The following is a 23,871-nucleotide window of genomic DNA, read 5'->3' on the forward strand; positions in this document are numbered from 1 at the left end:
CCGGTTGCCCGGGCCAGGCAAAAACTTAGTGGTGATCGTCAATCTGGTGTTCGATGATCATTCCTTCACCGACGCTTGCAACATGTCGCGCATAAGTATGTGCGCGATAGACAGGCGCCGGGGCAGGCGCCGGAGCAACATACACCGTTTGTGGCGCTGTGGTAACGCTGACCGCCTGCGGAACGCTGACGGAAGAGGGTACTACCACCACCTTATAACCGCTTGGTACATCAATGGTAACGCTTTGCGCAAATGTTGTCCCCGCAAAACCCAGCAACAATGTCGCTATCAGTACACTTTTCTTCATAATCCGCTCGTCTGAATATTCACTGGAGGTAATAATCCAGCGGGTTAATTTGAGGCGGATTATGAATAGATCATGCCATCATTATGTTGCCGTCTGTGCTGAGGCGTTATTGCGTAAACGGTGCTTCATTCTTTAACACGCGGTCGATAATATCCAGCACGCCCTCTTCGTTGTTCGACCCTGCGCGATATTTTGCCGCCTGGATAACCGGCTCATGGGCGTTCGCCATTGCAAAACTAAATCCTGCCTGACGCAGCATCTCAATATCATTGCCGCCATCGCCAAACACAACAACCTCATCATCGGTAATATTCCAGCGTTGTTGCAGCAGACGCAGCCCGTTTGCCTTATGCACACCGGGTATAATTAAATCGATGCTGCCGTAGCCGGTATGTACCGGCACCATAATGTCGCCAATCGCCTCATGGAGGTCAGCCTGCACCTGGGGGATACGATCGTCTGAAATATTTAGCCCGAACTTGAAGAAAATGTCGTTGAGGTTGTCAAAATTATCCACAAATTCAAGACGATGATAATACATGGCGGAGACAGTCTTATGCTCATCGCTGTACCGCTTCAGGGTATAGGCGCTATTTTTACCGCAGGCGATAATGTCGATGTCCGTACGGGTCAGCAGATGTTCCATGATGGCCTGGAAATCGTCTTTTGCCAGCTCACCGTTAAAGACATCTTCCCCTTCACTGACCACCCATCCGCCGTTTTCGGCGACAAATGAGATTTCACTGGCCAGTTCAGGGAAAAAGGAGATGAGCTGGTAATACTGGTTACCGCTGGCGACCACAAAGCGGATCCCTTGTTCTTTCATCTGGCGGTATTGCGCCATAAAGCGCTCACGATTATAGGTTTTTTGGTCGCTTAAAAATGTGCCGTCCATGTCGACTGCAATCAGTTTGATACGCATTAGCTGTTCTCCATCACAGTGGTGTTTTTGAGATCCGGTTTTGCCACCGCTTTCGCGACGATGGCGGCGACAAGCACCAGCGCCAGCACCACCAGCATAGCGCTACGCAGGCCGTAGTGTTCACCCAGGTAGCCCAGCAGCGGTGGTCCAACCAGGAATGCCAGATAGCCGGTAGTGGCGACAACGCTGACGCGGGTTGGCGCATCGGGGCCGGTGTCGCTGGCAGCCGAAATGGTCAGTGGGAATCCCAGTGATGCGCCGAGTCCCCACAGAATAACGGAAACACCCGCCACCCAAGTGCTGTCGACAAAAATAATCAGGCTAATCCCAAGAGCACCCATAAGCGCACTGGCGCGTACTACCGCGACGCGGCTGTAGCGGTCGATGAACCAGCCGCCAGTAAATCGTCCAACGGTCATGCCCAGCGTAAATCCGGCATAAATCAGCGAGCCTGATGTTGGGCTAAATCCATGTCCGTCCACCATCAGCAGCGGAAGCCAGTCGTTGGCGGAACCTTCAGCAAATGCCATTGCAAGCACCACGACGCCAATCAGCAATAGCTGAATATCGCGATAAAAAGGCAGTCCTTTTTCGCCAGAGTGAGACCCGTCAGCGGCATTTTTACCCGTGCCGTCAGGAATAGCTTTGATGGCGATGAAGATAGGGGTGATAGCCACCATCGCCGCCAGCAAGATATGCGCGGTCGCCGGTACGCTGAAGGCGGTAAGCATCATCCCGACTCCGGCACCCGCCAGCGTTCCCAGGCTGTAAAAACCGTGCATCATCGGCAGTACGGTTTTATTCATTTCGCGCTCAACAGCCGCACCTTCGACGTTGATGGCAACTTCTGCTGCGCCAAAGCTGGCGCCGAACACGCCCAGACCAAATGCGAAAAGCCATGCGGAATGCAGCCAGAGCGCCACGCTGAGGATTGCCATTCCGAGGACAGCGCAAGACATGGTGGTGCGGATCACTTTACGCGTGCCAAATCGTTTCACCAGCCAGGCCGAACAAAGAATGCCACTCATCGAACCAATTGAGAGTCCAAACAGCACCGCGCCCATTTCGGCGGTTGAGATGGAGAGGATATCTCTGATGGCAGGGGTACGCGTTGCCCAGGAGGCCATTAATAATCCTGGTAAAAAGAAGAACGTGAACAGTGCCCAGGTGCGACGTCTTAAGGCTTTGCGTGATGAGATGCCAGTCATGAATTCGAGCCGAAGAAAAGAGGAAAGAAGACAACCTTAGCAAGGTTGTGTACATTTGTACACAAATGCAAGAAGAGGTAATGCAGTGCGACGTGCGAACGATCCGCAGCGGCGGGAAAAAATAGTTCAGGCGACTCTGGATGCGGTAATAGCCCATGGTATTCATGCGGTTACACATCGGAAGATTGCGACAATTGCTCAGGTGCCCTTGGGTTCTATGACCTATTACTTTTCGGGAATTGATGAGCTTTTAATGGAGGCGTTTGACCGTTTTACTGACAGGATGATGCTGCAGTATCAGGCTTTTTTTGCCGACGTCACGGATGCGTCGCAGGCTTGCCATGCGATTACCGATATGATTTACAGCTCCCAGGTCACGACACCCGATAACATGGAACTCATGTATCAGCTGTATGCCTTCGCCAGCCGTAAACCGGCACTAAAAACGGTGATGCAAAACTGGATGTTACGCAGCCAACAAACGCTGGAGCAGTGGTTTGCTCCGGTTACGGCGCGGGCGCTGGATGCGTTTATTGAAGGGATGACGCTGCATTTTGTCACGGACAAAAAACCACTGCGGCGAGAAGATATCTTGCTGATGGTGGAGCGTATTGCGGGGTTGCCCGCAACGGTCAGTTGTGCGTAGCGCCGCCGGTAATATTCACCACCGTTGCGGTGATTGCTCCGGCATGGTCTGAAGCCAGAAAGGTCATTACCTCAGCGATTTGTGCAAGCGTAGGCAGACGCCCAAGCATGGTACTTTGCGCCGCACCAGCTAACCATTGTGCGACGGTAATACCCATTGACTGCGCTTTAGCGGTAAAAATTTCCCCGGTATAGGAACCGGCCTGAACGGCATCCACAATCGCATGCGAGCGCACGCCGACGACCCGAATATTCGCCGGCCCCAGTTCGCTGGCAAGCGCTTTAATAAAGGCCTCTGTTCCCGCACAGCCAACGATGTGTCCCAGATGTCCAGGCATCGCCATCGGGGCCGCGGGCGCAACAACGGTGAGAATGACGCCAGCACGATTGCCGCCCATGTGTGGTGTTACGGCTTTTGCGATATTGAACTGCGCCGAGAGGAAAGGGGTGATACCGCTCATAAACTCAGAAAGGGATAACGCCTCGATGCGTTTGCCTTGTTCATGCATAAAGCCGGTTGCGTTAACCACCACATCTATTCCACCGGTTTGCTGCGCAAGCTGAGTAACTTGTTTTGAGGTGCCGTATTCGTCGAGTACATCGGTGACAAAGGTTTCGGCGGCACCGCCCGCGGTTCGAATGCTACTGGCCGCCCAATCCAGCTTTTCCTGACTGCGCGCGCCCAGATACACATGGGCGCCTTCACGCGCCATGGCATGCGCAACTGCACTGCCTATAGCGCCGCTGCCTCCGAAGATTACCGCGACTTTGCCTGCGAGTAACATAGCACCCCCCATTACCATTTAGCTCTGACTAAAAGTATGTGTCATAACCAGCATGCTGCAAATGTGAGAGAGTTTCGGGGGAGGGAGTCAGCGATCGCAAAATTCAGGCAACAAAAAACCCATCAACCTTGAACCAAAACGGCGGGGTTGATGGGCTCCACAAATTGGGGACATCAAAGAAAAGCAGTGGCAATAGTTATGACTGACGTCTTGAAGAAAAGTTCTGCTTACCTGCAAAAAATTTTCGTTTAAGAGTAAATTTCAGCGCTAACCAAGCCCAGGCCAGACAATGACGATGAGTGTCCCCGCTAATGTCAGCAGTACGTTGGCAATTGCGTAGGTCCCGGCATAGCCTAATGCGGGGATGTTGCTGCGTGCCGTATCGCTGATGATTTCCATTGCCGGAGCGCAGGTACGCGCGCCCATCATGGCGCCAAAAAGCAGGGCGCGGTTCATGCGCAATACGTAAGCACCGAATAAGAAACAGATGACAACCGGCACCAGGCTGACAACCAGGCCGGCAATCAGCATTTGCCCACCCACGGCGCCAAGGCCATTGCCAATGCCGCTGCCCGCGCTTAAACCGACGCCTGCCATAAATACCATCAGGCCAAACTCTTTGACCATGTTCAGCGCCCCCTGTGGGATATAGCCAAACGTTGGATGGTTGGCACGCAGGAAGCCCAACATTATCCCGGCGAATAGCAGTCCAGCCGCGTTCCCGATGCCGAAGCTGAAATTACTGAACTGGAAGGTGATCATCCCGATCATCAGACCGATGATAAAGAAGGCGCAGAAGGCCAGCAGATCGGTCACCTGACTGTGAATGGAAATGAAGCCGATACGATCGGCAATGGTTTTGACGCGGCGAGCATCCCCACTGACCTGCAGCACGTCGCCTTTATTAAGCACGACGTTGTCATCGATAGGCATTTCAATCTGGCTACGGATCACGCGGTTGAGAAAACAGCCGTGATCGGTCAGCTTCAACTGGGCCAGGCGGCGGCCAACGGCATTGTGGTTTTTCACCACAATCTCTTCAGTGACGATGCGCATATCGAGCAGATCGCGATCGAACACCTCTTTACCATTACGGAAGCTCGGATCGAGGCGGGCATGCGCATCCGGATAACCCACCAGGGCTATCTCATCACCCATTTGCAGTACCGCGTCGCCATCCGGGTTGGCCAGGATGCCGTTGCGACGGATGCGTTCAATGTAACAACCGGTCTGGCGATAGATACCCAGCTCGCGCAGATTTTTGCCATCGGCCCATGCCACCAGTTCCGGGCCAACGCGATAGGCACGAATTACCGGCAGATAAACCTTACGGTTGGCATCAGTGTCCAGACCTCGTTCACGTGCGATTTGTTGGGCGCTGGTTTGCAGATCCTGATGCTGAAGTTTCGGCAGGTAGCGCGCGCCAACAATAAGACTGACCAAACCAATCAAATAGGTGAGCGCATAACCGAGGCTCAGGTTATCGAGGGCGGTTGAAAGCGATGTCCCCGACATTCCGGAATGGCGCAAGGTGTCACCCGCGCCGACCAGCACCGGCGTTGAGGTCATCGAGCCGGCCAGCATGCCTGCCGTCAGGCCGATGTCCCAGCCAAATAGCTTACCCAGCCCCAGGGCGATCAGCATGGCGCTGCCGACCATCACCAGAGCAAGCATTAGATAATTTTTCCCATCGCGAAAAAAAATCGAAAAAAAGTTGGGACCGGCTTCGACGCCGACACAAAAAATAAACAGCATAAAGCCGAGATTTAATGCATCGGTGTTAATACTAAAGTGCTGTTGACCTAATAATAGGGACACCACTAAAACGCCAATGGAATTACCGAGTTGGACTGAACCCAGACGTAATTTACCCAGACACAGGCCCAGTGCCAGGACCACAAATAATAACAGGATGTAATTCCCATTTAACAAATCTGCGACGTTTATATTCACGGAGACTAACTTCTTGTTTACTAGTAAGCTATTGAAAGAAATGGCAATTTACGCTAATGTTTTTGCCAGAAATTAAGGGGCGACAGCTTCGTACACAGCCCCGAATAATGCAGCATAACAATATATGCGGTTAGTTTAATCTCATTACGTATCAACGGCTATAAGAATCGTGTGAGTGTGTTTTTGGCATGGAATGCCTGGTTACTTTATCTGACTGGACGCCTGCGGGCGAAAAGAGTGTTCGATAGAGAATGTGTCAGGAGGAACAATTGAAACATAAGCAAAGTTGGGCGGGTGCGGTCTGCTGCTTTGTGCTCTTTATTGTGGTGTGTCTTTCATTAACGCTGAACGTGAAAGGGGCATTCAGAGCGGCAGGGCATCCTGAGGTCGGATTGTTGTTTTTTATCCTGCCTGGTGCTGCAGCAAGCTTTTTCTCCCATCGTCGGGAGGTGCTCAAACCCCTTCTTGGTGCCATGTTGGCGGCGCCGTGCTGTCTGTTACTGATGCGGTTCGTTTTTATGCCGACGCGTTCGTTGTGGCAAGAGCTGGCGTGGTTGTTTAGTGCGGTGTTTTGGTGCGCGCTTGGCGCATTGTGTTTTTTGTTTATCAGCAACTTGTTCAATCAGCATCATCGACGGAAAAAGAACTGAAGACGCCCTCCAGCGGAGGGCGTAGAAACGGCGATCAGGCGAACAGATTCATGTTCTCTTTTGCCCACGCTTCAAAATCCGTGCAGCCGCCGATGTGTTTTTGATCAACAAAAATCTGCGGAACGGTTTCAACTGGCTTACCTACCGTCTTTTCCAGATCGGCTTTCGTAATACCTTCGGCATGGATATCAATGTAGCGGAAGTTAAAATCGTCATGCTCATTGCTTAATTTTTCTGCTAATTCTTTTGCGCGCACACAATACGGGCACCCTGGACGACCAAAAATAACGGCAAACATCTCTCTCTCCTCGAACTTATCAGGCCGGATGGCAATACTTGTTATGATGCCGCGATTTGTGACAGATGAAAAGCAGGTTCAGCCTGTTGCTTTGATATCCTCAAGCTATAACTGTTAAACACGACAAGCCGGAACGTTTTATAATGAAAGCCATTTCGCCGGGAGGCCGCTTATGCGCACAATTGGTGCATTACCCAAAAGCGTATTGATGCTGGAAATAATCGGGATGGTTTTGTTATCGCTGGCGCTGCTATCGCTTAACGATTACCTCACTTTACCCGCACCGCTTGGCAGTCCGTTAGCCTGCGTGGTGATGATATTTCTGGGTGTGCTGCTGATGCTTCCCGCCGCGGTGGTATTAACGTGGCGTATTGCTCAACTGGTTGCGCCGCAGCTGATGTCACGAACCCCCGGTGATTCTTCACGTTCAGACAGAGAAAAAAGAGATGACGCCAACCATTGATTTACTTCGTAGCCACCGTTCCATTCGCCATTTCACCGATGATGCCATTTCGGATGCGCAGCGGGAGGCGATTATTGCCGCCGCTCAGGGGACCTCAAGCTCCAGTTTTTTACAATGCACATCCATCGTTCGCATAACGGATAACGCTCTGCGCGAATCACTGGCTACTTTATCCGGCGGACAAAAACATGTGGCGCAGGCCGCCGAGTTCTGGGTGTTTTGCGCTGACTTTAATCGCCATTTGCAGATTTGCCCTGACGCGCAACTCGGGCTGGCGGAACAGCTGCTACTGGGCGTCGTTGATACCGCGATGATGGCGCAAAATGCGCTGACGGCGGCAGAGTCTTTGGGGCTTGGCGGCGTGTTTATTGGCGGTCTGCGAAATAACATTGAGCCGGTCACTGAACTGCTGAAGCTTCCGCAACACGTTCTGCCGTTGTTTGGGCTGTGCCTCGGCTGGCCTGCTGATAACCCGGATATCAAGCCGCGACTGCCAGCGTCGCTTGTGGTGCACGAAAATCAGTATCAGCCACTCAACAAAGACGTTTTATCGCAATATGATGAGCAGCTCGCGCAGTACTATCTGACCCGCGGGAGCAATACGCGCCGTGACACCTGGAGCGACCATATTCGCCGCACCATCATTAAAGAAAGTCGTCCCTTTATCCTGGAATATTTGCATAAACAGGGATGGGCTACGCGCTAAAGATTTTAACGCAGTGTATGATACGCCAGCTTTTACCAGGTCATTCAGAGAGGTGCAGGGTGAAAATTGCCATTTTGTCCCGGGACGGAACGCTCTATTCTTGTAAGCGCCTGCGTGAAGCGGCGATGCAGCGTGGTCACCTGGTTGAAATTATCGATCCCCTTTCTTGCTATATGAACATCAGCCCGGCGGCGTCCTCTATTCATTACAAGGGCCGCCAGCTTCCTCATTTCGATGCAGTGATCCCAAGGATTGGTTCAGCGATTACCTTTTACGGTACTGCGGCGTTGCGCCAGTTTGAGATGCTGGGTAGCTATCCGCTGAATGAGTCGGTAGCGATTACGCGTGCGCGCGATAAGCTGCGTTCGCTGCAGCTACTGGCGCGTCAGGGAATCGATTTACCCATCACCGGGATTGCTCACTCTCCGGACGATACCAGCGACATGATTGACATGGTTGGCGGCGCGCCGCTGGTGGTGAAACTGGTTGAAGGTACGCAGGGGATCGGCGTGGTACTGGCGGAAACGCGGCAGGCCGCAGAAAGCGTGGTGGATGCCTTTCGTGGGTTGAATGCCCATATTCTGGTTCAGGAATATATCAAAGAAGCGAAAGGGCGAGATATTCGCTGTTTCGTGGTCGGTGACGAGGTGGTGGCCGCCATTGAGCGCCGGGCCAAAGAAGGGGATTTTCGTTCTAATCTCCATCGCGGTGGGGTTGCTACTCTTGCGAATATCACGCCGCGCGAAAGGGAAATTGCGCTCAAAGCCGCTCAGACAATGGGTCTGGACGTTGCTGGCGTTGATATTCTGCGTGCTGAACGTGGGCCGCTGGTCATGGAGGTCAACGCTTCTCCTGGCCTTGAAGGGGTGGAGAAAACTACCGGAATAGACATTGCCGGCAAGATGATCCAGTGGATTGAGCGTCACGCTACGCCTGAATTTTGCCTTAAAATCGGCGGCTAAGCACAATATCGATTGTGATCGTAGTATGACACGCTCTTTTTGCGTAAGCTGTGCCGGTATTTTTTCATCAATAGAGGTCGCACATTATTATGACATCACTGGTCGTTCCCACTCTGGATACGTTGCGTCAATGGCTCGACGACCTGGGCATGAGTTTTTTTGAATGCGATACCTGTCAGGCGCTGCATTTGCCGCACATGCAGAATTTTGACGGCATCTTTGATGCAAAAGTTGATTTGGTCGATAACGTCATTCTGTTTTCCGCGATGGCAGAAGTCAGACCTTCTGCACTACTGCCGCTGGCCGCCGATCTGTCTGCGATTAACGCCAGTTCACTGACGGTGAAAGCCTTTCTGGATATGCAGGATGATAATCTGCCAAAGCTGGTGGTCTGCCAGTCTTTATCCGTTATCCCGGGCGTGACGTTTGAGCAGTTCGAATATTTTGTTCGCCAGAGTGAAGAGCAAATATCGATGGTGATCCTCGAGGCCGGTGCGCATCAGCTGTTATTTAACGCTGAAGAAGATGCGCAAAACAGCAACGCCGAAGTTCATTTCCTCCATTAATTCTTCCTGAATCTGGACATATATTGCGCAGCCGCTGCCAAAGCGGTTGCGTATTGCCTGTTTTTATTCTGCATTTAACCGTTCATTAAAGAATTATTCACCTCCATTCAGCGCCTTCCGCTGTATGTCATAGACAATTCATGCATAAAAAATTGATAAAAGACGTTTTTTAATCTGGGCTATATCCACAAATCCTGGCTAAAGTTATTCTTGCGAAGCTTATCAACGTCATCATTCAAACAGCCCCTTGTGGCCTGACCTGTGTCCACAATGCATATTGAATGTATGGGCGGATAACAGCGCGCAATAGCGGCGTGAGGAGAGGCCTCTCTTTTCATGGGTGCCGCTTGAAAGAATATGCACGTTTCTTGCATATCATTTGAGTGTGACATTTTTGTTCGTTTGTTAACGAACTTTCAGAAGGAAAGAGATTATGACCGCCTTAAATAAACGATGGTTACCAGGCCTGGTTGCGGGTGCTCTGATGGCCATCTCTGCTGGCACGCTCGCTGCTGAACAAAAAACGCTGCATATTTATAACTGGTCTGATTATATTGCCCCGGATACGGTGGCTAATTTTGAAAAAGAGACCGGAATTAAAGTTATCTATGACGTATTTGATTCCAATGAAGTGCTGGAAGGTAAGCTCATGGCTGGCAGTACCGGCTTTGACCTTGTCGTTCCATCCGCCAGTTTCCTTGAGCGTCAACTGACCGCGGGCGTCTTCCAGCCGCTGGATAAGAGCAAATTGCCTGGCTGGAAAAACCTCGATCCTGAGCTGCTGAAGCTGGTGGGTAAACACGATCCGGACAACAAGTTTGCGATGCCGTATATGTGGGCAACAACCGGTATTGGCTATAACGTGGATAAAGTGAAAGCGGTACTGGGGCCAGATGCGCCGGTTAATAGCTGGGATCTGATCCTCAAGCCAGAAAATCTGGAAAAACTCAAAAGCTGCGGCGTCTCATTCCTCGACGCGCCCGAAGAAGTGTTTGCCACCGTGCTGAATTATTTGGGTAAAGATCCAAACAGTACCAAAGCGGATGATTACACCGGACCAGCAACCGATCTGCTGTTGAAACTGCGCCCAAATATTCGCTACTTCCACTCCTCGCAGTACATTAACGACCTGGCAAACGGTGATACCTGCGTGGCGATTGGCTGGGCCGGGGATGTATGGCAGGCGGCAAACCGGGCGAAAGAAGCGAAAAATGGCGTCAATATTTCCTTCTCAATTCCTAAGGAAGGTGCGATGGCCTTCTTTGATGTGTTCGCGATGCCAGCCGATGCGAAAAACAAAGACGAAGCCTATCAGTTCCTCAACTACCTGCTGCGCCCTGATGTAATTGCGCATATTTCTGACCACGTGTTCTATGCCAATGCCAACAAAGAAGCGACAGCACTGGTCAACCAGGACGTGCGCGACAACCCGGGCATTTACCCGCCTGCCGATGTTCGCGCCAAGCTGTTCACGCTGAAAGTACAGGATCCGAAGATCGACCGTGTACGTACTCGCGCCTGGACGAAGGTAAAAAGCGGGAAATAACCCGATGTACGGGACGTGACCCGGCAGGATTTACGCCTGCCGGGCAGTGTTGATCCCGGACACACATAACCCGGCAATACGCACCACTGTGGTGCGTTATTTGCACCGTTTCTTTGTTTTATGCCGGAGAGCGCCTAATTGAATGATGCAACCCCACGCCCACAAGCGAAAATCCGCAAGGCGCTGACCCCGCTGCTTGAAATTCGCAACCTGACCAAGTCCTTTGACGGTCAGCATGCCGTTGATGACGTCAATCTTACTATCTACAAAGGTGAAATATTTGCTCTGCTCGGGGCGTCCGGCTGCGGTAAATCGACCCTGTTGCGGATGCTGGCGGGATTTGAACAGCCAACAACCGGGCAAATTATGCTTGATGGCGTCGATTTAGCGCATGTCCCGCCTTATCTGCGTCCGATTAATATGATGTTTCAGTCCTATGCACTGTTTCCGCACATGACGGTAGAGCAGAACATTGCCTTTGGCCTCAAGCAGGACAAGCTGCCAAAGACTGAAATCGCCAGTCGGGTGAATGAGATGCTGGGCCTGGTGCATATGCAGGAGTTCGCCAAACGTAAGCCGCATCAGCTTTCTGGCGGTCAGCGTCAGCGCGTGGCGTTGGCGCGTAGCCTGGCGAAACGCCCGAAGCTGCTGCTGCTGGATGAGCCGATGGGGGCGCTGGATAAAAAGCTCCGTGACCGCATGCAACTGGAAGTGGTGGATATCCTTGAACGTGTCGGCGTGACCTGCGTGATGGTGACGCACGATCAGGAAGAAGCCATGACGATGGCGGGCCGCATTGCGATCATGAACCGTGGCAAATTTGTCCAGATCGGCGAGCCTGAAGAGATCTACGAGCATCCGACTACGCGTTACAGTGCAGAATTTATCGGTTCGGTTAACGTCTTTGAGGGGCTGCTGAAAGAACGTCAGGAGGATGGTCTGGTTATTGAGTCTCCAGGATTGGTACATCCGCTGAAAGTGGACGCAGACGCTTCCGTTGTCGATAACGTCCCGGTGTATGTTGCGCTGCGCCCGGAAAAAATCATGCTCTGCGAAGCCCCTCCGCCAGAGGGATATAACTTCGCGGTAGGCGAAGTGGTGCACATTGCCTATCTGGGGGATTTGTCGGTGTACCACGTACGCTTGAAAAGTGGCCAGATGCTGAGCGCTCAGCTACAAAATGAACATCGTTATCGCAAGGGATTACCAACCTGGGGTGACGAAGTCCGTTTATGTTGGGATGCGGACAGCTGTGTGGTGTTGACGGTTTAAGGAGCGAAGATGAGTACACTTGAACCTCCGGCGCGCGTGGATAACGTGGGGCGTTTCACGCTGTTTATGTCGCGGCTGCAAATGAAGCACGGGCGCAAGCTGGTCATCGCGCTGCCGTATGTGTGGCTGATGCTCCTGTTTCTGCTGCCGTTTCTGATCGTCTTCAAAATCAGTTTGGCTGAAATGGCGCGGGCTATTCCGCCGTATACCGACCTCATTTCATGGGCTGACGATCAGTTATCCATCACCCTCAATTTAGGCAATTTCCTGCAACTGACGGACGATCCGCTCTATTTTGATGCGTACCTGCAATCTTTGCAGGTAGCGGGGATTTCGACTGTCTGTTGCCTGCTATTGGGATATCCGCTGGCATGGGCGGTCGCGCACAGCAAACCCTCGACACGCAATATTCTGTTGCTGCTGGTGATCCTGCCGTCCTGGACGTCATTTTTGATTCGCGTATACGCCTGGATGGGGATCCTAAAAAATAACGGTGTCCTGAACAACGTTCTGATGTGGCTGGGCGTTATCGACCAACCGTTGACGATTCTGCACACCAATCTGGCGGTCTATATCGGTATTGTTTACGCCTATTTGCCCTTTATGGTGCTGCCGATTTATACCGCGCTGACGCGTATTGATTACTCGCTGGTGGAAGCGGCGCTGGATTTAGGCGCCCGACCGTTGAAAACCTTCTTTAGCGTGATCGTGCCGTTGACCAAGGGCGGGATTATCGCCGGGTCAATGCTGGTGTTTATCCCGGCGGTTGGGGAGTTTGTGATCCCGGAACTGCTGGGCGGCCCGGACAGCATCATGATTGGGCGTGTGCTTTGGCAGGAGTTTTTCAATAACCGTGACTGGCCGGTGGCTTCTGCCGTCGCCATTATTATGCTGCTGTTACTGATTGTGCCGATCATGTGGTTTCATAAATATCAGCAAAAAAGCGTGGGGGAACACGGATGAATAACTTACCGGTCGTTCGCTCGCCGTGGCGTATTTTTATCCTGGTACTGGGTTTTACCTTCCTGTACGCGCCGATGCTGATGTTGGTTATCTATTCGTTTAACAGCTCCAAGCTGGTGACGGTCTGGGCGGGGTGGTCAACGCGTTGGTATGGTGAGCTTTTCCACGATAGCGCGATGATAAGCGCCGTGGGCATGAGCTTAACGATTGCCGCCTGTGCTGCGACGATGGCGGCAATTCTCGGTACCATCGCCGCCGTGGTGATGGTGCGCTTTGGTCGTTTTCGTGGATCAAATGGTTTCGCCTTTATGATCACCGCACCGCTGGTGATGCCGGATGTCATTACCGGTTTGTCGCTGCTGCTGCTGTTTGTGGCTTTGGCGCACGCCATCGGCTGGCCAGCGGATCGCGGTATGTTGACCATCTGGCTGGCGCACGTCACATTCTGTACAGCGTACGTGGCGGTAGTGATTTCCTCGCGTTTACGCGAACTGGATCACTCCATTGAGGAAGCGGCGATGGATCTTGGTGCCACGCCGCTGAAGGTTTTTTTCGTCATCACGCTGCCGATGATTATGCCGGCGGTGATCTCAGGGTGGTTACTGGCCTTTACGCTGTCGCTCGATGACCTGGTCATTGCCAGTTTTGTCTCTGGTCCTGGCGCCACAACGTTACCCATGCTGGTGTTCTCCAGCGTACGTATGGGGGTCAATCCGGAGATCAACGCGCTGGCGACGTTGATACTTGGCGTAGTAGGAATTATCGGATTTATCGCGTGGTATCTGATGGCGCGAACAGAAAAACAACGGATTCGCGATATCCAACGTGCAAGACGCGGCTGAAAAAACTAAAATCTGCCAACCTGTCTATACGGCGCAGCTGCGGTGGCTGCGCCGTTTTCATGGAAGACGACGCGTTGGGATTTTTTAAGAAATCATCCACATCACATGCCCGTTTAAACGTCCCTACTTTAGTGCAGGTGGCGGCGCTGGCTATTATCATGATCCGCTGTCTCGATCTGTTGATGATTTTTAATACGCTCGGGTTTCGCGGAACCAGCGAGTTTATTCATCGCAGCGTCCAGACCTGGAATTTGACGCTGGTGTTTCTGGGTAGCCTGGTGCTGCTGTTTATCGAAATTTACTGCGCATTTTCGCTGGTTAAAGGTCGGAACTGGGCACGCTGGGTCTATCTACTGACCCAGATTATCGCCAGCGTCTATCTGTGGGCGGCCTCATTGGGCTATGGATATCCGGAACTGTTCAGTATTGCGGGAGAGTCCAGACGTGAAATCCTGCATACGCTGGTGATGCAAAAATTACCGGATATGCTGGTGTTGCTACTGCTGTTTGTTCCTGCGTCCAGCAGGCGGTTCTTCCGCTTGCAATAACGTGTATAATCTTCGCCCCCTGTTAATTTGTAGGTTTTTGTATGCAGTGCGCACTTTATGACGCCGAACGCTGCCGCTCTTGTCAGTGGATAACGCAGCCTGTCGCCGATCAACTCTTCGCCAAAACAGCCGATCTGCAGAATCTGCTGGCCGCTTATCCGGTCGGAGAATGGTGCGCGCCGGTCAGCGGCCCGGAGAGCGCTTTTCGTAATAAAGCCAAAATGGTGGTCAGCGGCAGCGTGGAAAAACCGCTGCTGGGGATGTTGCATCGTGACGGTACGCCGGAGGATTTGTGCGAGTGTCCGCTCTATCCTGAGTCTTTTGCGCCGGTGTTTGCTGCACTTAAACCGTTTATCGCCCGTGCGGGGTTGACGCCCTATAACGTGGCGCGCAAACGCGGGGAGCTGAAATATCTGCTGTTAACGGAAAGCCGGTTTGATGGCGGTATGATGCTGCGTTTTGTGCTGCGCTCCGATGCGAAACTGGCACAACTGCGTACGGCGCTGCCATGGTTACAGGCGCAGCTTCCGCAATTAAAAGTGATCACCGCCAATATTCAACCTGTGCATATGGCGATTATGGAAGGGGAGAGCGAAATCTTCCTGACGGAACAACAGGCGCTGGCTGAACGCTTTAACGATGTGCCATTGTGGATACGCCCACAGAGCTTCTTCCAGACCAACCCCGTGGTGGCTGGGCATTTATATGCCACGGCGCGCGATTGGGTGCGACAGCTTCCGGTTAATCACATGTGGGATCTGTTTTGCGGCGTAGGGGGTTTTGGTTTGCACTGCGCCACGCCGCAGATGAAACTGACGGGTATTGAAATTGCGCCAGAGGCCATTACTTGCGCGAAACAGTCGGCGCAGGAGCTTGGTTTGAAGAATCTGCATTTTCAGGCGCTGGATTCAACCCAGTTTGCTACCGCGCAGGGAGAAGTGCCGGACCTGGTGCTGGTGAATCCGCCTCGTCGGGGGATTGGGAAGCCGCTGTGCGATTTTCTTTCCCGCATGGCGCCGCGTTTTATCGTTTACTCCAGCTGTAATGCACAAACCATGGCAAAGGATATCCGCGAGTTGCCTGGGTATCGCATTGAACGCGTCCAACTTTTCGATATGTTCCCACATACTGCGCATTACGAAGTGTTAACTCTGCTCAGCCGACAATAACCGACATGCCTGATGGCGTGACGCTTATCAGGCAAATGCAACATGCGAAAAAAAAGCCCGTACTTGCGTACGAGCTCTTTCTTGAATATGGCGGTGAGGGGGGGATTGACTCGCTTCGCTCGCCCTTCGGGCAGCCTGTTCGCTGCGCTCTCAGTCTGTCCAACTGGCTGCGCCGCTACTCGGCCCATCCCTGGGCCTCGCCCCTACGGGGCCAGCGCATGCGCTGTTCAAAATTGCTCCCGGCAATTTTGTGTCGCCCCCCGGTCGGGGCTTCTCATCCCCCCGCAGGCGTGCAACATGCGAAAAAAAAAGCCCGTACTTGCGTACGAGCTCTTTCTCGAATATGGCGGTGAGGGGGGGATTCGAACCCCCGATACGTTGCCGTATACACACTTTCCAGGCGTGCTCCTTCAGCCACTCGGACACCTCACCATATTGTATTGCTGCCTGACCGCTTGGGGGGCAACGGGGCGCTACTATAGGGAGTTGCGCTAATACGGTCAAGCAGAATTTACGTGTTAACTCTCGTTTGGTTACGCAATGTACATATTCCTCCGCCCGGACAGGCGCGGAGAATATGATTAGCGCTGCGAGTCCAGTTTTTCGCCGTTGGTCACGACTTCCTGGGCCTTGCTATAGCTCTCGATCAGCAACTGATAAGCCGGGAAGATTTTGGTATACACTTCCGCCCATTCAGCGGCGTCTTCCCGGTTCCATGTTCCCTGAATTTCAGAAGCGACGGCGGCGGTATCCATCGGTATCACGCCAGCCTGAACAACACGTGCCAGGGTGATTTCCTGCGCCATTTTGCTGTAAGTACCGGAAGCGTCGATCACTGCGAAGACCTTGTAGCCCTCCGCAACCGCGCTGATGGCCGGGAAAGCCATGCACACGCTGGTGATCGTACCGGCGATAATCAGCGTCTTACGACCCGTAGCTTTGACCGCTTTCACGAAGTCTTCGTTATCCCAGGCGTTGATTTCGCCTTTACGTGCTACGTATTGGGCATGTGGCGCATTGGCATGGATCTCTGGGATCAACGGGCCGTTAGGCCCCTGCGGTACCGATGCCGTGGTAATTACCGGCATCTTCGCCAGGGTTGCTATTTTAGCCAGCGCGGCGGCACGCGCACGCAGTTCCGGCATTGGCATATCGCCGACGGTCTGGAACAGCCCACTCTGATGATCGATAAGCAGCATGACGGAATCATTCACATCGATGACCGGACGTGAACCATTAAAGTTTGCAGGACTGGACATATTCTTCTCCTTCGATTCAGATTTGGCCAAAGCGGCCGGAGTTAAAATCGCGGACGGCTTCAGCGATTTCTTGTTTCGTATTCATCACAAACGGACCGTAACCTACAATCGGCTCGTTCAATGGTTCGCCAGACAGCAGCAGCACGCTGGCGTCGCTGGTGGCTTCAATGTGTAGCGTTTTCCCCTGCTGGCTTAGCACTACCAGTTGTGCTTCGCCGGCAGACGTGGTGCCGTTTACGGTGATATTCCCTTTTAATACCACCAGAGCGGTGCTCCACCCTTCAGACTGGGACAACGTCAGCGGATGATTACGTTGCAGGCGCATATCCCAGACGTTCAGCGGTGAAAAGGTGTGTGCCGGGCCTTTCGTATCCTGATAGCTGCCCGCGATCACGCGAACGCTGCCTGCATCATCGGGCAAGGCGACGGTGGGAATAACATCGCTGCTGATGCCCTGATAACCCGGTACGGCCATTTTGTCTTTTGCCGGCAGATTGACCCACAGTTGCACCATTTCCAGTTCACCGCCCTGACGGGTAAATTCCGGGGAGTGGAACTCTTCGTGTAATATTCCTGCACCAGCGGTCATCCACTGCACATCGCCAGGGCCGATAATGCCGCCGCGACCGGTTGAATCACGGTGTTCAACTTCGCCGCTGTAAACGATAGTCACCGTCTCAAAACCGCGGTGAGGGTGTTCACCTACGCCGCGTTTTTCGTTACCCGGCGTGAACGTATGCGGACCCGCGTAATCAAGCAGCAGGAACGGGCTTAATTGCTCAGCATGAGACTGGTAAGAGAACATCGAGCGAACCGGAAATCCATCGCCAACCCAGTGTGGGCGAGGTGCGGTGTAGACGCCTGTTACTTGTTTCATATGTGTCTCCTCAGTGGCGTTGTTTTGATGTGAATAAGCTTATATTCATGACAGCGAGCTGAGTAGTAGCTAAAATAGCTCTCACTGTCTCAAAAATAGGACAATGAAATGACAAGGCCGGATCTCAATGATTTTGCATGGTTTGTGCATGTTGTAGAGGAAGGGGGATTCGCGGCGGCGGGTCGGGCGCTTGATGAACCAAAATCAAAACTGAGCCGACGGATAGCGCAACTCGAAGAGAGGCTGGGGGTACGACTGATTCAGCGAACCACCCGGCAATTTAACGTGACTGAAGTCGGGCAAACCTTTTACGAACACTGTAAGGCGATGCTGGTGGAGGCGCAGGCGGCGCAGGATGCCATTGCAGCGTTACAGGTTGAACCGCGTGGCGTTGTGAAGCTGACTTGTCCTGTTACGTTGCTGCATGTGCATATCGGGCCAATGCTTGCCCGTTTTATGGCACGTTATCCTGACGTATCAGTACAACTGGAGGCCACTAACCGTCGTGTTGACGTCGTTGGAGAAGGTCTGGATGTGGCGATTCGCGTCAGACCTCGGCCATTTGAGGATAGCGACCTGGTGATGCGCGTCCTGGCGGACAGAGGACATCGCTTGTATGCCAGCCCGCAGTTAATTGAGCAGATGGGGGCGCTACACTCTCCGGCAGAGCTGACCCGTTGGCCAGGTTTGAGTCTGGCCTCTGGTAAACATGTGCATCGTTGGGAGTTTTTCGGCCCGCAGGGCGCGCGGGCGGAGGTGCATTTCACGCCGCGTATGATCACCACCGATATGCTGGCGTTACGCGAAGCCGCAGTCGCCGGCGTAGGTGTTGTTCAACTTCCACAGTTGATGGTAAAAGATCAATTAGCTGCGGGTGAGTTGGTGGCGTTGCTCGATGGTTGGGAACCTAAGCGAGAAATTATTCACGCAGTCTTTCCTTCACGCAGGGGATTATTACCGTCAGTGCGCGCATTAGTGGATTTCTTAACGGAAGAATATGCGCGGATGATTGAGGATTAAATACCAGGCCTCAGTCCACAAAAAAGGCCGGTTAAACCGACCTTTTATTATCTGGACGCCATTCGGGCGTTAAAAACAATCAGCGACTACGGAAGACAATGCGGCCTTTGCTCAGGTCGTACGGGGTCAGCTCAACAGTCACTTTGTCGCCCGTCAGGATGCGGATATAGTTTTTACGCATTTTACCGGAGATGTGTGCAGTAACCACGTGACCGTTTTCTAACTCTACGCGGAACATGGTATTAGGTAACGTATCGAGAACGGTACCCTGCATTTCAATATTGTCTTCTTTGGCCATCTAATCCTCTGGGGTATCACTACCGTAATTTGAACCGGCAAGATAATGCCGAAGTTCTTTTAATAAGTAAAGATTTGTGCGTTTAAAACACAGCAAATCGGGTTTGGCGCATTACTCTATCCACACACGGCAAAGCCGCACTTAAAGCGCAACGTGTAAGGGAACGAGGAGATAAACGATAGGCGTTGCCTGACGCGAACTGTTCCTTAACGGCGGCGGGGTAATGGGCTAAACCAACTCTGCGCGACAATTATAACACCCCGACAAAAAATGTGCCGAAAACATTCACTCCTGAGGTGAAAATAACGTCCTGGGAATCCAGAAATGGCTCGGTAGCCGCTGCTGGCGCAGTCTGCTCAGGTGCTCAAGGTACTCCCGACGCGGTGTTTCGACGGCGCCCAGCGAGGCTGTGTGGCTATTTAATACCTGGCAGTCGATTAATTTTCCGCCCTGACGGATAAATTCAGCGCAAAAAACAAGCAGTGCGGTTTTGGACGCATTTTCCTGACGGCTGAACATCGATTCGCCACAAAACAGCGTACCTTGCGCCACGCCATACATACCGCCCACTAATTCATTTTGTCGCCACACCTCAATTGAGTGGGCATGCCCCAGTTCGTGCAGGCGATGGTAAGCATCCACCACATCATGCGTTATCCAGGTGCCTTCTTCCCGGTCATTCGCGCAGCCTTCAATCACCTGACCAAACGCGTAATTGAGCGTCACGCGATAAGGCGAATTTTTATGAAAGCGTTTCATGCTGCGGCTGAGGTGAAATTTCTCGGGCCAAAGAATGGCGCGCGGATCGGGCGACCACCAAAGGATGGGGTCGCCAGGTGAAAACCATGGGAAAATACCGCGCTGATAGGCCATCAGCAGGCGGGCAGGGCTGAGATCGCCGCCAAGCGCCAATAAACCGTTAGGCTCGCGTAAAGCGCCTTCCGGTGACGGGAAGGCTATGGAATGGCGGGACAGTTGCACCAGGCGCATGACAGCGAAACTCCACTACGCGAGTTTGATCGTTCAATAATAGCTTACAGACGTTGCTTAAACTGGTAATAACGCCCCTGCCTGGCTAACAGATCTGCGTGATTACCTTGCTCAATAATTTGTCCGTTGTCCATTACTATTATTTGATCAAAACGTGACAGCCCACGCAGACGATGTGTAACCATTAATACGGTTTTGTTGCGCATGACATCGCTAATTAATTCAAGCATTTGACTTTCCGTTGTGGCATCCAACCCTTCGGTAGGTTCATCCAGTAGCATCAGCGGAGCATCGTGCAATAAGGCGCGGGCGATAGCCAGACGACGGAGCTCGCCGCCAGAAAGCTGACGACCGCCTTCGCCCAGCCATGCGTTGAGTCCATCATCCTCAAGCAGTTTGTCCAGACCGACGCGGCACAACATCGCGGCTAATGCGTCATCGCCGGCGTGCGGTGCCGCCAGCAACAGGTTATCGCGAAGCGTAGCGCTGAACAGATGCACGCGTTGTGGCACGACGCTGATACTCTGGCGCAGCGTGGCTTCACTAAGGGTCGCAATTTGCTGTTCGTTAATCAGAATCTCGCCACTCTGCGGATCCCATGCGCGGGTTAGCAATTGCAATAACGTTGACTTACCACAGCCGGTGCGACCGAGAATCGCAATGTGTTCACCGGGGTTGGCCTGCAGGGAAAGTGTATCGAGCGCCTTTTGCGCCTGTCCTGGATAGCTGAATGACACATCGCGTAGCGTAAGGGTTACCTGCTCTGAAACCGAGGAACCCGCATCCGGGAAGGTCACTTCTGGCTGCTGTTCGGTCAGTTCGGTGATGCGCAGCGCAGAGGCAATAACCTGGCCGAGATGCTGAAACGCGCCGGTGACAGGCGCTAACGCTTCGAACGCGGCTAGTGCACAGAAGACAAACAGCGCGATCAGTGCGCCTGGCTGGGTGTTACCGCCCACGCCGCCTGAGGCCATCCATAGCATCATAATCACTGCCAGCGCGCCGACTAACAGCATGACTGCCTGCGACAACGCCGTTAATTCAGACTGGCGTCTCTGGGCTTCGTGCCACTGCAGCTCGGTGGCTTCCATTTGAGCGCGGTAGCGTTCACTGGCGCCAAAAATGGTCAATTCAGCCTGGCCCTGCAGCCAGGAGGTTAACTGCTGACGATATTGCCCACGCAGATGCGTCAGACTTTGTCCGGTGCTTTTGCCTGCCTGATAAAAGAGTGGGGGCAGAATAAATAAGGTTAGCAGCATAATACCGCCGAGGGTGATAGCCAGCGTGAAATCGAGAACGCTTAGCCCCAGCGTGACCACCATGATGACGACAAAAGCCCCTACCAGCGGGGAGATCACGCGCAAGTACAGATGATCGAGCGTGTCGACATCAGCCACCACGCGGTTAAGTAATTCACCCTGTCCATAACGGGACAGGCCCGCAGGGGAGAGCGGCAGCAGTTTGCTGAAGGTATAAATACGCAAATGCTGCAGCACACGGAATGTTGCGTCATGGCTGACCAGTCGTTCGAAATAACGCCCCGCGGTGCGGGTGATCGCTGCGCCGCGTACGCCTGCGGCAGGGAGCATATAGTTAAAGCTGTAAATTCCGGTGACGCCAACCACCGCAGAAGCCGACAGGAACCACCCTGAAAGCGTCAGCAAACCAATACTTGCCAGCAGCGTGACGATCGCCAGAACGATCCCCAGCGTTAACATCCATTTGTGACGTTTATACAGCGTCAGATAAGGTAGCAAAGCGCGCATTTAGATGTCCTCCTGACGATGAGCCAGTAATGTCGCAAAAGCCCCGTTGGCTGAGCTAAGTTCGGTCCAGGTACCTTGTTCAACGATCTGTCCGTCCTGCATCACCCAGATAGCGTCCCAGTCGGCAAGATCTTCCAACTGGTGCGTTACCATCAGCGTGGTCTGGCGGCGAGATGCCGCGAACAACGCCTGCATCACGCGTTGTTCGCTGTGCGCATCAAGACTGGCGGCGGGTTCATCCAGCAGCAGTAACTGACAGGGATTGAGTAAGGCGCGAGCAACGGCAACGCGCTGCGCTTGCCCGACGGAAAGTTGGGCCGCCTGATCGCCGACTGGCGTATCCACGCCCTGCGGCAGCAGCGGTAAAAACTCGCTGACCCATGCGCTGTCGAGTGCGGCTTGTAGCTGTTCTTCGCTGGCATCGGGGCGAGCCAGCAGAACGTTTTCGCGAACCGTGGCGGCAGGAAGCTGCGGATTTTGCCCGACCCATGACAGCTGTTTACGCCAGGAATCAGGTGACAGGTCGCGAAGTTCAAAGCCGTTAATTCGCAGCGATCCCCGATAAGAGAGGAAACCGGACAGGACATTAAGCAGCGAACTTTTACCGGAACCGCTGCGTCCAACCAGCACCGCGCGTTGACCGGCTGCCAGGGTAAAGTTGAGCGGGCCGGCCAGCACTTTACCTTCCGGCGAAGTGATAATCAGATCGTGTGCCTCAAGTGAAACGGCGTCTTTCGTCGCCAGCTCAATGTCGCCACGCTCTGGATGAGCCAGCGGGGTTTCCATGAAAGTTTTCAGACTATCAGCTGCACCAACGGCTTGCGCTTTGGCGTGATAAAACGTGCCCAGATCGCGCAGGGGCTGGAAAAACTCCGGCGCCAGAATGAGCGCGAGGAAGCCTGCTGCCAGCGTGACGCCTGTCCCGTAGTGGCCGAAATCGAGCTCTCCGAGGTAGGAAAAACCGAAGTAAACCGCCACCAGCGCAATAGACAGAGAGGTAAAGAACTCAAGGACACCGGATGACAGGAACGCCAGGCGCAGGACTTCCATGGTGCGCTGGCGGAAATCTTGCGACGCAGCGCGGATGCTTTCCGTTTCGGCTTCACCGCGACCAAATATTCTTAGCGTTTCCATGCCCCGCAGACGATCGAGGAAATGACCGCTGAGGCGGGCAAGAGCCTGAAAATTGCGGCGGTTAGCATCGGCAGCGCCCATTCCGACCATTGCCATAAATAACGGGATCAGCGGGGCTGTTCCGAGCAGAATAAGGGCGGCTACCCAGTTTGACGGGAATACCGCCGCCACAATCAATAATGGGACGCATACGGCCAGCGCCATTTGCGGCAGATAACGTGCATAGTAATCATGCATATCGTCAATCTGCTCCAGGATCAGCGTGGCCCAGCTCCCGGCCGGTTTGCCCTGTATCCAGGCCGGACCAGCCTGTTGCAGACGGTCAAGCACCTGGCGGCGAATTTCGAAGCGAATATGTTGCCCTGCGTGAAACCCGACCCGTTCGCGTAACCAGACGACCCATGCCCGCAGGATGAAAATCAATACCAACACGATGAACGGAAGCAGTAGCGCCTCTCGGGGAATATTGGCCATGATCATATGGTCCAGAATGCGGGCCATGAGCCAGGCCTGAGCGACGATTAACAGACCACTCACGAACCCCAACAGGCGTGAAATGTTCAGCCATCGTTGGGAAATTACACTTTGCTGTTTTAACCAGCGGGTCAGCTCTTTTTGACGGGTTTTATTCATTGCACGCTTAGCAGGTGAGTTATTGGAATTTTTGGGCAGGGCAATGTTACAACGAGGCAAAAATAAAGGCGACTTATAGTCGCCTTTTT

Annotated in this window: 25 protein-coding genes and 1 tRNA gene; 13 read left to right on the top strand and 13 right to left on the bottom strand. The window is 53.2% G+C overall.

Features of this window, described 5'->3' with window-relative positions; genetic code table 11:
- Positions 1-25 precede the first annotated feature (25 nt).
- The 3 genes from OGV52_RS05905 to OGV52_RS05915 all read right to left on the bottom strand — a co-directional run bounded on the left by OGV52_RS05905 (position 26) and on the right by OGV52_RS05915 (position 2,437).
- Entirely contained in the window at positions 26-307 is a 282-nt protein-coding gene (locus OGV52_RS05905) for a hypothetical protein (RefSeq protein WP_287108226.1), read from the bottom strand.
- 106 nt (positions 308-413) lie between these two features.
- Complete coding sequence (locus tag OGV52_RS05910) at positions 414-1,229, bottom strand: Cof-type HAD-IIB family hydrolase (RefSeq protein WP_049282702.1); 816 nt, start codon at positions 1,227-1,229, stop codon at positions 414-416.
- Positions 1,229-2,437 carry an MFS transporter gene (locus OGV52_RS05915; protein ID WP_029139467.1) on the bottom strand — a complete coding sequence of 403 codons (1,209 nt, stop codon included), beginning with the start codon at positions 2,435-2,437 and terminating at the stop codon, positions 1,229-1,231. The genes OGV52_RS05910 and OGV52_RS05915 overlap by 1 nt, the downstream gene beginning before the upstream one ends.
- A gap of 85 nt (positions 2,438-2,522) precedes the next feature.
- Between OGV52_RS05915 and OGV52_RS05920 the strand changes: the two genes are divergently transcribed.
- Positions 2,523-3,083 (top strand): TetR/AcrR family transcriptional regulator, encoded by a 561-nt coding sequence (locus OGV52_RS05920; RefSeq protein ID WP_016152404.1) that lies wholly within the window; start codon positions 2,523-2,525, stop codon positions 3,081-3,083.
- On the opposite strand, the gene OGV52_RS05925 is transcribed toward OGV52_RS05920, so the two are convergent.
- A complete protein-coding gene (locus tag OGV52_RS05925) occupies positions 3,070-3,867 on the bottom strand; it encodes an SDR family NAD(P)-dependent oxidoreductase (RefSeq protein ID WP_047501207.1) in 798 nt (265 codons plus the stop codon). The genes OGV52_RS05920 and OGV52_RS05925 overlap by 14 nt on opposite strands.
- 267 nt (positions 3,868-4,134) lie before the next feature.
- Positions 4,135-5,820 carry an aspartate:alanine antiporter gene (locus OGV52_RS05930; protein ID WP_016152406.1) on the bottom strand — a complete coding sequence of 562 codons (1,686 nt, stop codon included), beginning with the start codon at positions 5,818-5,820 and terminating at the stop codon, positions 4,135-4,137.
- A 269-nt stretch (positions 5,821-6,089) separates the two neighbouring features.
- Here OGV52_RS05930 and OGV52_RS05935 point away from each other — a divergent pair, with 269 nt between their 5' ends.
- A complete protein-coding gene (locus OGV52_RS05935) occupies positions 6,090-6,470 on the top strand; it encodes an inner membrane protein YbjM (RefSeq protein ID WP_016152407.1) in 381 nt (126 codons plus the stop codon).
- Between the two features lie 34 nt (positions 6,471-6,504).
- Here the strand turns inward: OGV52_RS05935 and OGV52_RS05940 are convergent, their stop codons facing one another.
- Complete coding sequence (locus tag OGV52_RS05940; protein ID WP_016152408.1) at positions 6,505-6,768, bottom strand: GrxA family glutaredoxin; 264 nt, start codon at positions 6,766-6,768, stop codon at positions 6,505-6,507.
- A gap of 172 nt (positions 6,769-6,940) precedes the next feature.
- On the opposite strand from OGV52_RS05940, the gene OGV52_RS05945 reads away from it, so the two are divergent.
- From OGV52_RS05945 to rlmC, 10 genes are all read left to right on the top strand, one after another.
- Positions 6,941-7,231 carry a YbjC family protein gene (locus OGV52_RS05945; RefSeq protein ID WP_016152409.1) on the top strand — a complete coding sequence of 97 codons (291 nt, stop codon included), beginning with the start codon at positions 6,941-6,943 and terminating at the stop codon, positions 7,229-7,231.
- A complete protein-coding gene (nfsA, locus tag OGV52_RS05950) occupies positions 7,215-7,937 on the top strand; it encodes a nitroreductase NfsA (RefSeq protein WP_200046449.1) in 723 nt (240 codons plus the stop codon). The genes OGV52_RS05945 and nfsA overlap by 17 nt, the downstream gene beginning before the upstream one ends.
- Before the next feature lie 59 nt (positions 7,938-7,996).
- Complete coding sequence (rimK, locus tag OGV52_RS05955; RefSeq protein WP_047501202.1) at positions 7,997-8,899, top strand: 30S ribosomal protein S6--L-glutamate ligase; 903 nt, start codon at positions 7,997-7,999, stop codon at positions 8,897-8,899.
- An 89-nt stretch (positions 8,900-8,988) separates the two neighbouring features.
- Positions 8,989-9,465 carry a type III secretion system chaperone family protein gene (locus tag OGV52_RS05960; RefSeq protein WP_016152413.1) on the top strand — a complete coding sequence of 159 codons (477 nt, stop codon included), beginning with the start codon at positions 8,989-8,991 and terminating at the stop codon, positions 9,463-9,465.
- 433 nt (positions 9,466-9,898) lie between these two features.
- A complete protein-coding gene (potF, locus tag OGV52_RS05965) occupies positions 9,899-11,011 on the top strand; it encodes a spermidine/putrescine ABC transporter substrate-binding protein PotF (protein WP_287108228.1) in 1,113 nt (370 codons plus the stop codon).
- A 138-nt stretch (positions 11,012-11,149) separates the two neighbouring features.
- The gene (potG, locus tag OGV52_RS05970) at positions 11,150-12,283 is read left to right on the top strand and encodes a putrescine ABC transporter ATP-binding subunit PotG (protein WP_200048851.1); all 1,134 of its coding nucleotides are present in this window, start codon (positions 11,150-11,152) and stop codon (positions 12,281-12,283) included.
- A gap of 9 nt (positions 12,284-12,292) precedes the next feature.
- Positions 12,293-13,246: a putrescine ABC transporter permease PotH gene (gene potH, locus OGV52_RS05975; RefSeq protein WP_016152416.1), complete on the top strand. Its 954-nt coding sequence runs from the start codon at positions 12,293-12,295 to the stop codon at positions 13,244-13,246.
- Positions 13,243-14,088, top strand: coding sequence for a putrescine ABC transporter permease PotI (gene potI / locus OGV52_RS05980; protein WP_016152417.1), 846 nt, complete (start codon positions 13,243-13,245; stop codon positions 14,086-14,088). The genes potH and potI overlap by 4 nt, the downstream gene beginning before the upstream one ends.
- A gap of 59 nt (positions 14,089-14,147) precedes the next feature.
- Positions 14,148-14,636: a YbjO family protein gene (locus tag OGV52_RS05985; RefSeq protein ID WP_016152418.1), complete on the top strand. Its 489-nt coding sequence runs from the start codon at positions 14,148-14,150 to the stop codon at positions 14,634-14,636.
- 41 nt (positions 14,637-14,677) lie between these two features.
- Complete coding sequence (gene rlmC, locus OGV52_RS05990; RefSeq protein ID WP_200051460.1) at positions 14,678-15,805, top strand: 23S rRNA (uracil(747)-C(5))-methyltransferase RlmC; 1,128 nt, start codon at positions 14,678-14,680, stop codon at positions 15,803-15,805.
- 344 nt (positions 15,806-16,149) lie between these two features.
- Here the strand turns inward: rlmC and OGV52_RS05995 are convergent.
- The 3 genes from OGV52_RS05995 to OGV52_RS06005 form a co-directional block, all read right to left on the bottom strand.
- Positions 16,150-16,237: transfer RNA gene (locus OGV52_RS05995), tRNA-Ser, on the bottom strand.
- A gap of 149 nt (positions 16,238-16,386) precedes the next feature.
- Positions 16,387-17,064, bottom strand: a complete 678-nt coding sequence (locus OGV52_RS06000) for an isochorismatase family protein (protein WP_016156101.1) — start codon at positions 17,062-17,064, stop codon at positions 16,387-16,389.
- Between the two features lie 16 nt (positions 17,065-17,080).
- On the bottom strand, positions 17,081-17,941 hold the full coding sequence (locus OGV52_RS06005) for a pirin family protein (RefSeq protein WP_153690560.1): 861 nt from the start codon (positions 17,939-17,941) through the stop codon (positions 17,081-17,083).
- Between the two features lie 108 nt (positions 17,942-18,049).
- Between OGV52_RS06005 and OGV52_RS06010 the strand changes: the two genes are divergently transcribed.
- The gene (locus OGV52_RS06010) at positions 18,050-18,961 is read left to right on the top strand and encodes a LysR family transcriptional regulator (protein ID WP_200052275.1); all 912 of its coding nucleotides are present in this window, start codon (positions 18,050-18,052) and stop codon (positions 18,959-18,961) included.
- Between the two features lie 79 nt (positions 18,962-19,040).
- Here the strand turns inward: OGV52_RS06010 and infA are convergent, their stop codons facing one another.
- The 4 genes from infA to cydD all read right to left on the bottom strand — a co-directional run bounded on the left by infA (position 19,041) and on the right by cydD (position 23,782).
- Positions 19,041-19,259 carry a translation initiation factor IF-1 gene (gene infA, locus OGV52_RS06015; RefSeq protein WP_002211347.1) on the bottom strand — a complete coding sequence of 73 codons (219 nt, stop codon included), beginning with the start codon at positions 19,257-19,259 and terminating at the stop codon, positions 19,041-19,043.
- Positions 19,260-19,544: 285 nt separating this feature from the next.
- Entirely contained in the window at positions 19,545-20,249 is a 705-nt protein-coding gene (gene aat, locus OGV52_RS06025) for a leucyl/phenylalanyl-tRNA--protein transferase (RefSeq protein WP_016152424.1), read from the bottom strand.
- A 44-nt stretch (positions 20,250-20,293) separates the two neighbouring features.
- Positions 20,294-22,015, bottom strand: coding sequence for a heme ABC transporter ATP-binding protein/permease CydC (cydC, locus tag OGV52_RS06030; RefSeq protein WP_181220609.1), 1,722 nt, complete (start codon positions 22,013-22,015; stop codon positions 20,294-20,296).
- Entirely contained in the window at positions 22,016-23,782 is a 1,767-nt protein-coding gene (gene cydD, locus OGV52_RS06035; RefSeq protein WP_287108229.1) for a heme ABC transporter permease/ATP-binding protein CydD, read from the bottom strand.
- Positions 23,783-23,871 lie beyond the last annotated feature (89 nt).

Source organism: Citrobacter sp. Cb041 (assembly GCF_030336655.1).
Classification (GTDB): domain Bacteria; phylum Pseudomonadota; class Gammaproteobacteria; order Enterobacterales; family Enterobacteriaceae; genus Citrobacter; species Citrobacter braakii.

Excerpts from the sequence above, each read along its gene's own strand:
- nfsA (WP_200046449.1), top strand. The coding sequence starts at position 7,215 with ATGACGCCAACCATTGATTTACTTCGTAGCCACCGTTCCATTCGCCAT.
- rlmC (WP_200051460.1), top strand. The coding sequence starts at position 14,678 with ATGCAGTGCGCACTTTATGACGCCGAACGCTGCCGCTCTTGTCAGTGG.
- OGV52_RS05910 (WP_049282702.1), bottom strand. The coding sequence starts at position 1,229 with ATGCGTATCAAACTGATTGCAGTCGACATGGACGGCACATTTTTAAGC.
- potF (WP_287108228.1), top strand. The coding sequence starts at position 9,899 with ATGACCGCCTTAAATAAACGATGGTTACCAGGCCTGGTTGCGGGTGCT.
- cydC (WP_181220609.1), bottom strand. The coding sequence starts at position 22,015 with ATGCGCGCTTTGCTACCTTATCTGACGCTGTATAAACGTCACAAATGG.
- OGV52_RS06005 (WP_153690560.1), bottom strand. The coding sequence starts at position 17,941 with ATGAAACAAGTAACAGGCGTCTACACCGCACCTCGCCCACACTGGGTT.
- OGV52_RS06000 (WP_016156101.1), bottom strand. The coding sequence starts at position 17,064 with ATGTCCAGTCCTGCAAACTTTAATGGTTCACGTCCGGTCATCGATGTG.
- OGV52_RS06010 (WP_200052275.1), top strand. The coding sequence starts at position 18,050 with ATGACAAGGCCGGATCTCAATGATTTTGCATGGTTTGTGCATGTTGTA.
- OGV52_RS05905 (WP_287108226.1), bottom strand. The coding sequence starts at position 307 with ATGAAGAAAAGTGTACTGATAGCGACATTGTTGCTGGGTTTTGCGGGG.
- OGV52_RS05945 (WP_016152409.1), top strand. The coding sequence starts at position 6,941 with ATGCGCACAATTGGTGCATTACCCAAAAGCGTATTGATGCTGGAAATA.
- OGV52_RS05940 (WP_016152408.1), bottom strand. The coding sequence starts at position 6,768 with ATGTTTGCCGTTATTTTTGGTCGTCCAGGGTGCCCGTATTGTGTGCGC.
- OGV52_RS05915 (WP_029139467.1), bottom strand. The coding sequence starts at position 2,437 with ATGACTGGCATCTCATCACGCAAAGCCTTAAGACGTCGCACCTGGGCA.
- potH (WP_016152416.1), top strand. The coding sequence starts at position 12,293 with ATGAGTACACTTGAACCTCCGGCGCGCGTGGATAACGTGGGGCGTTTC.
- OGV52_RS05985 (WP_016152418.1), top strand. The coding sequence starts at position 14,148 with ATGGAAGACGACGCGTTGGGATTTTTTAAGAAATCATCCACATCACAT.
- aat (WP_016152424.1), bottom strand. The coding sequence starts at position 20,249 with ATGCGCCTGGTGCAACTGTCCCGCCATTCCATAGCCTTCCCGTCACCG.
- potI (WP_016152417.1), top strand. The coding sequence starts at position 13,243 with ATGAATAACTTACCGGTCGTTCGCTCGCCGTGGCGTATTTTTATCCTG.
- OGV52_RS05960 (WP_016152413.1), top strand. The coding sequence starts at position 8,989 with ATGACATCACTGGTCGTTCCCACTCTGGATACGTTGCGTCAATGGCTC.
- cydD (WP_287108229.1), bottom strand. The coding sequence starts at position 23,782 with ATGAATAAAACCCGTCAAAAAGAGCTGACCCGCTGGTTAAAACAGCAA.
- infA (WP_002211347.1), bottom strand. The coding sequence starts at position 19,259 with ATGGCCAAAGAAGACAATATTGAAATGCAGGGTACCGTTCTCGATACG.
- OGV52_RS05925 (WP_047501207.1), bottom strand. The coding sequence starts at position 3,867 with ATGTTACTCGCAGGCAAAGTCGCGGTAATCTTCGGAGGCAGCGGCGCT.